12 protein-coding genes are annotated in these 9409 nt (G+C 67.5%); 11 read left to right on the forward strand and 1 reads right to left on the reverse strand.

Going from position 1 to position 9409, the window contains the following annotated elements:
- Positions 1 to 33 precede the first annotated feature (33 nt).
- The 5 genes from AC27VN_RS22880 to AC27VN_RS22900 all read left to right on the forward strand — a co-directional run bounded on the left by AC27VN_RS22880 (position 34) and on the right by AC27VN_RS22900 (position 3102).
- Positions 34 to 417 (forward strand): DUF427 domain-containing protein, encoded by a 384-nt coding sequence (locus tag AC27VN_RS22880; protein ID WP_490877998.1) that lies wholly within the window; start codon positions 34 to 36, stop codon positions 415 to 417.
- 525 nt (positions 418 to 942) lie between these two features.
- Positions 943 to 1485: a hypothetical protein gene (locus AC27VN_RS22885; RefSeq protein ID WP_490877999.1), complete on the forward strand. Its 543-nt coding sequence runs from the start codon at positions 943 to 945 to the stop codon at positions 1483 to 1485.
- Between the two features lie 48 nt (positions 1486 to 1533).
- Entirely contained in the window at positions 1534 to 2055 is a 522-nt protein-coding gene (locus tag AC27VN_RS22890) for a DUF2199 domain-containing protein (protein ID WP_490878000.1), read from the forward strand.
- Positions 2056 to 2140: 85 nt separating this feature from the next.
- A complete protein-coding gene (locus AC27VN_RS22895) occupies positions 2141 to 2728 on the forward strand; it encodes a hypothetical protein (protein ID WP_490878001.1) in 588 nt (195 codons plus the stop codon).
- Positions 2725 to 3102: a hypothetical protein gene (locus AC27VN_RS22900; protein ID WP_490878002.1), complete on the forward strand. Its 378-nt coding sequence runs from the start codon at positions 2725 to 2727 to the stop codon at positions 3100 to 3102. Before AC27VN_RS22895 ends, AC27VN_RS22900 begins: the two co-directional genes overlap by 4 nt.
- On the opposite strand, the gene AC27VN_RS22905 is transcribed toward AC27VN_RS22900, so the two are convergent.
- On the reverse strand, positions 3078 to 4088 hold the full coding sequence (locus tag AC27VN_RS22905; protein WP_490878003.1) for an AraC family transcriptional regulator: 1011 nt from the start codon (positions 4086 to 4088) through the stop codon (positions 3078 to 3080). The genes AC27VN_RS22900 and AC27VN_RS22905 overlap by 25 nt on opposite strands.
- Positions 4089 to 4310: 222 nt before the next feature.
- Between AC27VN_RS22905 and AC27VN_RS22910 the strand changes: the two genes are divergently transcribed.
- The 6 genes from AC27VN_RS22910 to AC27VN_RS22935 form a co-directional block, all read left to right on the forward strand.
- Positions 4311 to 5882: a long-chain-fatty-acid--CoA ligase gene (locus AC27VN_RS22910; RefSeq protein WP_490878004.1), complete on the forward strand. Its 1572-nt coding sequence runs from the start codon at positions 4311 to 4313 to the stop codon at positions 5880 to 5882.
- 44 nt (positions 5883 to 5926) lie between these two features.
- Complete coding sequence (locus AC27VN_RS22915) at positions 5927 to 7111, forward strand: lipid-transfer protein (protein WP_490878005.1); 1185 nt, start codon at positions 5927 to 5929, stop codon at positions 7109 to 7111.
- Between the two features lie 29 nt (positions 7112 to 7140).
- The gene (locus AC27VN_RS22920; protein WP_093342793.1) at positions 7141 to 7581 is read left to right on the forward strand and encodes a MaoC family dehydratase N-terminal domain-containing protein; all 441 of its coding nucleotides are present in this window, start codon (positions 7141 to 7143) and stop codon (positions 7579 to 7581) included.
- 12 nt (positions 7582 to 7593) lie between these two features.
- Positions 7594 to 8013 carry a MaoC/PaaZ C-terminal domain-containing protein gene (locus tag AC27VN_RS22925; protein WP_093342794.1) on the forward strand — a complete coding sequence of 140 codons (420 nt, stop codon included), beginning with the start codon at positions 7594 to 7596 and terminating at the stop codon, positions 8011 to 8013.
- Between the two features lie 32 nt (positions 8014 to 8045).
- A complete protein-coding gene (locus AC27VN_RS22930) occupies positions 8046 to 8876 on the forward strand; it encodes an SDR family NAD(P)-dependent oxidoreductase (protein ID WP_431512359.1) in 831 nt (276 codons plus the stop codon).
- Between the two features lie 3 nt (positions 8877 to 8879).
- A partial coding sequence (locus AC27VN_RS22935) for an enoyl-CoA hydratase/isomerase family protein (protein WP_490878006.1) occupies positions 8880 to 9409 on the forward strand: 530 nt, incomplete at its 3' end.

Below are 9409 nucleotides of genomic sequence, written 5' to 3' on the forward strand. Positions count from 1 at the left end.
CAAGATGGCCGGCCATCCTCAGGAGCCCGCCCCATGAACAGCCCCCGAAGCATCAAGATCCCCGGCCCCGACCATCCGATCACCGTCGCGCCCAATCCCGCGCGCGTGGTCGTGACGCTCGGCGGCCGCACCATCGCCGACACCCGCGCCGCCCTCACCCTGCGCGAGGCCTCGTACCCGGCCGTGCAGTACATCCCGCGCGCCGACGTCGACATGTCGCTGCTCGAGCGCAGCACGCACACCACCTACTGCCCGTACAAGGGCGAGTGCAACTACTTCAGCATCCCGGCCGGAGGCGAGCGCTCGGTCAATGCGGTGTGGACCTACGAGTCGCCGTATGACGCGGTGGCGGGGATCAAGGACCATGTGGCGTTTTATGCGGATCGGGTGGATGGAGTCGAGGAGCGCGCTGGCTGAGCTGTTCGCCTGATCCGCAACGTCCCCCTTGTGCAGAACCCCGGCGATGAGCCAGCATCGGGGCCACGAACAAGGGAGGACGTGCCATGTGCACCAGAGAGGCGGCGGTTGTTCCATCCACCGGGTCATGGGCGAATCTTCTCGCCGCGTTCCCGTCTCTTGAACCGGAGCGCCAGCCCTCGCTCAGAGCATCCCCGACCCTGCGCCGGTCCGCCAAGTGGATCGCCATGACACTGCTGTCGGGGTGGCTCGCAAGCAGTGCCATCGCCGCCCCTCGTTGCGCCGACCTCTTTCCCAAGGAAAGCACATGCGGTCGGTACAACGTATCGCGGGTGGACCTGACCGCCAACTCGGAGCAGTTCGACGGAAAACGCGTTGTCGTCGCGGGTTTTCTCAGCCTTGAGTTCGAAGGCCATGCCCTGTATTCCGATAGTCGCCCAAACCTTGCGGGAAGCGCGCAAGGATACTTGCGTTGTCTCCGTCTTCATCGGATAGCTCTTGCTTCAACGCTTCAGGCGACGACTCATGCATCTCACCATCGACCGTGAACATTTCGCTGCATTGGAAGCCCGGTTCTTTCTGCTGTATGCAGACCCTTCCCATTCGATCGACCAGTGGAAAGACGAGGTCGATCGCTACGGACTGCTGGAGGCCTGCAGTGCTGGTCGTTCCTACTATCTCGATGCCGAAACCCTGGCCGAGGGCGCGGCCGACATTGCGCTGAAGGACCTCGAGCGCGTGCTCGCCATGAATGGGGTGGCGATCGGCAAGCCGACAGTGGAATACGATCCTCTCAAAGATGAAACCATCCTGAGGGTCGACGGAAAATGCTGGCCCTTGTGCGCGCATCCTTCCTCCTCCCTGGACAGCTGGGCCGCCTTCTCACGGGGATTCTTTTCCATGGTGAACGGCCTGCTGGCGTCTGTTGGATCGCAGGAGCGGCTCTACGCTTTCAGACCCTATGCCAACGACCAGATGGGCATCTTCCTCACACCGCCGCTGTTCGAAGCACTCGCGGACACTGGCTTGGCCGCCCGTTTGGAACGCATCGACGTGCCGAGCTTCTGAACGGCAAGCAGACATCGATACAGCACCCGAGCAAAGGACTCACAACCGATGACCGCCATCTTCACCTTCAAGTGCAGCCGTTGTGGCGACATCCACGAAGGTTCGCCCAGCTTTGCTTTCAGAGCGCCCGACCACTATGCCTGGCTCTCGGACGAGCAGAAGGCCTCCTTGGGGAAACTCAGCGATGATTTCTGCACCATCACGCACGACGAGGGTACTCACTACTTTGTCCGAGCCATCCTCGAAATCCCCATTCACGGGGTCGAGGAGCCATTCCTGTGGGGAGTCTGGGTCTCGCTGAGCAAGAAGAGCTTCGATCGCTATGACGAGACCTTCGACGATCCGGTCGAGGGAGAAGGATTCTTCGGTTGGGTCTGCAATGACATCGACGTTTATCCGTATCCGTCGACGCGGCCCGCCGATGTCCGGGTTCAACTCGGCAACCAACGCCCCAAGGTGATCCTGCACAAGAGAGACTCGGAGGATGACCCCTTGGTCATCGACCAGACCCGAGGCATCTCGGTGGCACGTGCGCAAGAACTGGCCGAGCAGGTGCTGCACAGGACTTGAAGAGCGCGGCGTGCGGAAGAGACGTTACGGACCGTTTCGTTCACCGGCTCTTTCCAGAGGGGCCACAGACCCACTTCAGCGCTTCATGCCCGTACTGCACATCACGAAGAACGACATCCACCTCTGCAGCGTCGGCTCGGACGACGTGTGGATGTTCTCCGCCTCCGTCCACGCAGACATCTGGGGGCCGGCTTGCTCAGAACTCACGGTCACGGGCGGCGGAAAACGACGCTCCGACGGCTCGTTCGACTTCCTGATCTGGGAAATGGCGCATGCGTTGCGCAAGGGTGACCGCATCGTCTTCTCGTTCGAGGAGGGTTCGGCCTCATCGCCCAGGCAGCCCGCCATCGATGACGAGACGCCGTCCGAGGACATGCCGACCGATCTCGTCGCTTCCGGGGAGGACATCACCTGGCTGGCGGCGCGACCGAAGTCGAACCAGGATTGCAGGTGGCGATGCGTCGTATCCGGCGAACCGGAAATCCTCGTGCTTCCGGACGACCACCGCCAGAACCTGGACCTCCACTTGCTCTGGAACGAAATGCGCGCCCACCGGGTTCGGGTCGGCCTGTCCAGATCGTCGCTGGACGAGGTCATGAGCCGAAGCGGGGGCGAGAACGTCTTTCTCGAGTACATCGAGGAAACTGCTCGCATCGAGCTCGGCATCGAATGAACCCCGCCCTCCGCCACGCCCTCCAGGTCTTCCTCCGCGCGATCCTGGCCCTGTGCGTGGCCGCCGCGCTGCCCTTGGCGCATGTCGAATGGGGAGAGCCCTATCCAGGCGAGGGCCAGAAATCCTTCGGGATGGTGCTGATGTTTTTCCTGGTCGGCATGGGCGTTGCGCTCGTCTACTTCATCGTCGGTACGGTGGCGCAAGTGCTCCTGCAGCGAAGACCGCCCAAGGTCTCGCTGGGCATCGATCTAGGGCTTGCCTTGCTGCTGGGTTTGCTGCTCGCCTACGGCGGCGTCACGGCCCACTATCTCGATGAGTCACCCACCCGGCCCGAAGCCGACACGGCGGCTCACGCGCCCCCACCCCGCCGGTAGACCCCCGGCGCACTCCCGGTCCAGACCTTGAAGGCACGCTGAAACGCCGAGCTGTTGGCGAAGCCGAGTTCGTCGGCCAGTTCGGCCAGCGGAACGCTGCTGGTGCTGAGCCGGACGATGGCCGTGTCGCGGCGCAGCTCGTCCTTCAGCGCCTGGAACGAAGTCCCCTCCAGCGCGAGCCGCCGCTGCAAGGTGGAGACCGTGACATGCAGCGCGTTCGCCGTGGCCACGAGATCGGACCATGCGGGCTGCATGAACTGAAGATGGGCCCGCACGCGCGCACTGACCGCGTCGCTGCCTCGGCGCGGCACGAGCATGTGGAGTTGCGCATCGGCGAGAAAGCTGCGCAGCGCGGCCTCGTCGCGGCGCACGGCGTCGTTCAGGCGCCTGGCATCGAACCAGAAGGCCGAGCGCTCGCTGTCGAACTGCTGCAGCGCGGGGAAGATCTTTCCGTAGCCGCCGGCATGCGCGGGCGGACCGAACGCGAAGTCGAAGCGCACGACCGGCAGCTGGCCGCCCACCACCCAGGCCATCAGGCGCCAGGTGGTGCGCAGCAGCACCTCCTGCAGGAACACGGTCTGCAGGGCAGCGGGACCGTTGAAGCGCATCACCACGCCGGCCAGGTCGTCCCTGCACACGGCCTCCAGCACCACGTCGTCCTGCAGCAGGTGAAAGGTTCGCGTGGCGCGGCGGATGGCGACCTCCAGCGTCGGGGCGCCCAACGTCGAGCGGGCGATCAGCGCGAAGCTGCCGCGCTTGAGGGGGCGACTCAGCAAGCCGATGAAGTCGTCGTCCAGGCCTTCGGTGAGCGCACGGAACAGCTTCGCGTACTGCTGCGCCGTGACGCGGGCATCGGCCTGCGCGAGCAGTTCGGGGGCGATGCCGGCCTCGGCGAGAAAGGGCTCGCAGGGCCGGCCGCTGGCGAGGACGCCCGACAGCATGCCGTGCACGAAGCTGATGGAGACCGTCTGGGGAGGATGAAGCATCGAAGGCAAGGCGCTGGAACGGAACGGCATCGACTGTGCACCGGCAGGCACCGCCGAGGCAAGCGCCGCGACCCGCACGGGGGGCACGCGGGCGACATCGGATTGAGGTCTTCCGACATCCGAACAACGCAAAGCGGCATCGTGCAAACGGCGATCGATTCCTAGCATTGGCGGCATGGGCATGAGCCCGCGAACGAAGACCAACGAGAAGGAGACGATGCCATGTACGTGACCCAGGCACTGCACCGCGCGGTGCAGCAGCACCCCGACAAGGTGGCGGTGCGCTTCGCCGACCGCACGCGCACTTTCGGCGCCTATGTCGAGCGCGTCGCCCGCCTCGCCGGTGCGCTGCAGCAGCTCGGCATGCGGCCGGGCGACCGCGTGGCCATGCTGGCACTCAACTCCGACCGCTACCTCGAATACCAGATGGCCGTGCCCTGGGGCGGCGGCGTGCTCAATCCCTGCAACATCCGCTGGTCGGCCGCGGAGATCCTCTACTCGCTCGAGGACTCGGGCTCGACCCTGCTGCTGGTCGACGAGACCTTCCGCCCGATGGTCGAGAAGATGCGCGCCGAGTCCGGGAGCCTGCGCGAAGTGATCTATTGCGGCAGCGGCGTGGAAGACGGCGAGGTGCCGCGCGGCATGCACGGCTACGAGGCGCTGCTGGCGGCGGCCTCGCCCGTCGCCGACGCGGTCCGGCGCGACGAGGACCTGGCCGGCATCTTCTACACCGGCGGCACCACGGGCTTTCCCAAGGGCGTGATGCTGAGCCATGCCAACCTGTGCAGCTCGGCGATGGCGATGCAGGCCGAAGGCCTGGCGGCATCGGGCGGCAACTACCTGCATGCGGCGCCGATGTTCCACCTCGGCGACATGGGCCTCGCGATGCCGCACTGGCCCGCGGGCAACACGCACACGATCATCCCGATGTTCAGCCCGCAGGGCGTGCTCGATGCGATCGAGCGCGACCGCGTGACCAACACGCTGCTGGTGCCGACCATGATCCAGATGCTGGTCGACCACCCGTGCATGAAGGAGCCGCGCGACCTCTCCAGCCTCAGGTGCATCTTCTACGGCGCCTCGCCGATGCAGGAGGCCGTGCTCGAACGCGCGATGGCCGCGCTGCCCCACGTGGCCTTCGTGCAGGGCTACGGCATGACGGAGCTGGCGCCGCTGGCCACCATCAATCCACCGAGCTCCTACACGGCCGAGGGCCACAAGCTGGGCCGCCATCGCTCCGCGGGGCGCGCGAGCGTGTGCATGGAAGTGCGCATCCTCGACCCCGAGGGCATCGAGGTGCCGCGCGGCACGGTGGGCGAAGTGGCGGTGCGCGGCCCCAACGTGATGCAGGGCTACTGGGGCAAGCCCGAGCAGACGGCCGCGGCGGTGCGCGAGGGCTGGATGCACACCGGCGACGGCGCCTGGATGGACGACGGCGGCTACATCTACGTGGTCGACCGCATCAAGGACATGATCATCAGCGGCGGCGAGAACGTCTACTCGGCCGAGGTCGAGAACGCCATCGCCCAGCACCCGGCCGTGGCGGCCTGCGCGGTCATCGGCATCCCCAGCGACGAGTGGGGCGAGAGCGTGCACGCGGCGCTGATCCTCAAGCCGGGGCACGGCGTCACCGGCGACGAGGTCATCGCCCACTGCAAGGCGCTGATCGCGGGCTACAAGTGCCCGCGCAGCGTGGCCTTCGTCGATGCCCTGCCGATGTCGGGCGCCGGCAAGGTGCTCAAGACCCAGCTGCGCGAGCCGTTCTGGCAAGGCCGCCAGCGCAACGTCGCCTGAGCCTTTTCACCCTTCCCCTTCCTCTCCACTTTCAGGAAATCTCCATGCATCACGATGTGTTCGTCAGCGGGGTCGGCATGATCCCCTTCACCAAGCCCGGTGCCAGCGAGTCCTACCAGGCGATGGCGGCCGAGGCCACGCGCCGCGCGCTGGCCGATGCCGGCATCGGCTACGAGCTGGTGCAGCAGGCCTACGTGGGCTATGTCTATGCCGACTCGACCGCGGGCCAGAGCGCGCTCTACGCGGTCGGCATGACCGGCATCCCGGTGGTCAACGTCAACAACAACTGCTCGACCGGCTCCACCGCGCTGTTCCTGGCACGCCAGGCCGTGGCCAGCGGCGCCGCCGACTGCGTGCTGGCCCTGGGCTTCGAACAGATGACGCCGGGCGCGCTGGGCGCGGTGTTCAAGGACCGGCCCAGCCCCTTCGAGCGCTTCGACCGGGCCACCGACGAGCTGGTCGAGGAAGCCGGCATTCCGCTCGCGCTGCGCTACTTCGGCGGCGCGGGGCTGGCCCACATGCAGCAATACGGCACCAAGCTCTCGACCTTCGCGAAGATCCGCGCCAAGGCCAGCCGCCATGCGGCCAACAACCCGGTCGCACTGTTCCGCAACGTGGTGAGCGAGGACGAGGTGCTCGCCACGCCCGTGATGTGGCCCGGCGTGATGACGCGGCTGATGGCCTGCCCGCCGACCTGCGGCGCGGCCGCCGCCATCGTCTGCTCGGCCGGGTTCGCGCAGCGCCACGGCCTGGACCGCAGCGTGCGCATCAAGGCCCAGGCCATGACCACCGACCGCCCCGTGAGCTTCGAGGCGCGCGACATGCGCGAGGTGGTCGGCTTCAGCATGGCGCGCGAGGCGGCGCAGAAGGTCTACGAGGCCGCGGGCGTGGGCCCGCAGGACATCGACGTGGTCGAACTGCACGACTGCTTCGCGCACAACGAACTGATCAGCTACGAGGCGCTGGGCCTGTGCCCGGTGGGCGGGGCCGAGAAGTTCGTGGTCGATGGCGACAACACCTATGGCGGCAAGGTCGTGACCAATCCGTCGGGCGGGCTGCTGTCCAAGGGCCATCCGCTGGGCGCGACCGGCCTCGCGCAATGCACCGAGCTGGTCGAGCAACTGCGCGGCACGGCCGACAAGCGCCAGGTCGAGGGTGCACGGCTCGCGCTGCAGCACAACCTGGGCCTGGGCGGCGCCTGCGTGGTCACGCTCTACGAACGCGTCTGAACCCCCTCAACGACAAAGGAGACCTTCCCATGATCGACAAGAAATGGATCGGCCACGAGCTGCCGGCCTCGGTGCTGCCGATCGAGCGCAGCCGGCTGCAGTTCTTCGCCAAGGCGATCGGCGAGACCGACCCGGTCTACACCGATGCCGCCGCCGCGCGCGATGCCGGCTACCCCGACCTGCCGGCGCCGCCCACCTTCCTGTTCGCGGCCGAGCTCGACTCGGGTGCGTCCGACCGGCTGCTGGCCGACCTGCAGATCCCGCTGGCCAAGCTGCTGCATGGCGAGCAGAGCTTCAGCTACCACCGCCCCGCCTGCGTGGGCGACACCGTGACGGTGCGCTCCACCATCGGCGACATCTACGACAAGAAGAACGGCGCGCTCGAGTTCGTGGTGAAGACCTCGCGCGCCACCAACCAGCGCAACGAACTGGTGGCCGAACTGCGCACCGTCATCGTCTGCCGCAACTGAAGGAACACGCTCATGACCTCCCCCACCTTCGACACCGTGCAGGTCGGCGACGCGCTGCCCGCCGTGCAGCTGCCGGCCGTGAACCGCGGCACGCTCGCGCTGTTCGCGGGCGCCTCGGGCGACCACAACCCGATCCACATCGACACCGACATGGCGCGCCGCTCGGGCATGCCCGACGTGTTCGCGCAGGGCATGCTGGGCATGGCCTGGCTCGGCCGCGTGCTCACGCAGTGGGCGCCGCAGAGCCGGCTGCGCCATTTCGAGGCGCGCTTCCAGGGCATCACGCACCTGGGCAACGCCATGCGCTGCAGCGGCCGCATCGCCGAGAAGACCGAGCGCAACGGCGAACGCGGCGTGCGCATCGAGCTGCAGAGCACCAACCAGTTCGGCCAGACCAGGATCGTCGGCGAAGCCTTCGTCGCCCTGCCCTGACATCCCATCCCTCGCAAAGAAAAGAGAACACCATGACACGCAAACTCGAAGGCAAGGTCGCCCTCATCACCGGTTCGGGCCGCGGCATCGGCCGCTCGATCGCGCTCAAGCTCGCCAGCGAAGGCGCGCGCATCGTCGTCAACGACCTCGACGCCGAACCCGCGCAGGAGGCGGTGCAGGCCATCCGCGAGGCCGGCGGCCAGGCCGTGGCCTGCGTGGGCAACGTGACGGCGCCCGATTTCGCCGAGCGCTTCGTCGGCACGGCGGTGAGCGAATTCAAGGGCCTGGACATCGTCATCAACAACGCCGGCTACACCTGGGACAACGTGATCCAGAAGATGACCGACGAGCAGTGGTACGCGATGATCGATTGCCACCTGACGGCGCCGTTCCGCATCCTGCGCGCCGCGCAGCCGGTGATCCGCGCGCTCGGCAAGGCCGAGACCGAGGCCGGGCAGCGCGTGATGCGCAAGGTGGTCAACATCTCGTCGATGGCGGGCCTGTTCGGCAATCCGGGCCAGACCAACTACGCGGCGGGCAAGGCCGGCATCGTCGGCATGACGCAGACGCTGGCCAAGGAATGGGGGCGCATGAACGTCACCGTCAACTGCGTGGCCTACGGCCTGATCAAGACCCGGCTGACCGGCAATGCGGCCGAGGGCGGCACGGCGCATATCGACGGCCGCGACATCAAGGTGGGCGTCAACCCCGACCTGATGGCCGCGATGGAGCGCGGCATTCCGCTGGGCCGCGGCGGCACGCCCGAGGAAGCGGCCGGCGCTGTGTACCTGCTGTGCATTCCGGAATCGGACTACGTGAGCGGCCAGACGCTGGTGTGCAGCGGCGGCCTCACGGGGTTCTGAGCGATGGCTGCCGCTGTGCGCAGCGAGGTGCGCGAAGGCATCGCGACCCTGGTGCTCGACCGGGCCGAGGCACTCAACGCGCTGGGCCCGCCGCTGCTCGATGCGCTGCTGGCGGCGCTGCGCGCCTGCCAGGCCGACGCGCAGGTGCGTGCCATCGTGCTGACCGGCGCGGGCCGCGCCTTCTCGGGCGGCGGCGACATCGGTTACTTCGGCGACGTGCTGGCCGGTGGCCCGCAGCATGCGCAGGAGCAGATCGGCCGCGGCATGGAACAGGTGGGCAACCCCATCGCGCAGACCATCGCCGACAGCGCGGTGCCGGTGGTGGTGGCCGTCAACGGGCCCTGCGTGGGCGCGGGCGTCGGCATCGCGCTGGCGGCCGACGTCGTGATCGCGGCGCGCTCGGCCTACTTCCTCGTGCCGCAGGTGGCGCAGCTCGGGGCGGTGCCCGACCTGGGCGCGACCTGGTCGCTGCCGCGGCTGGTCGGGCGCAGCCGGGCGCTCGGCATCGCGCTGCTCGGCGAACGTATCGACGC

It is taken from the genome of Variovorax sp. 20P10.2.4, assembly GCF_058244205.1.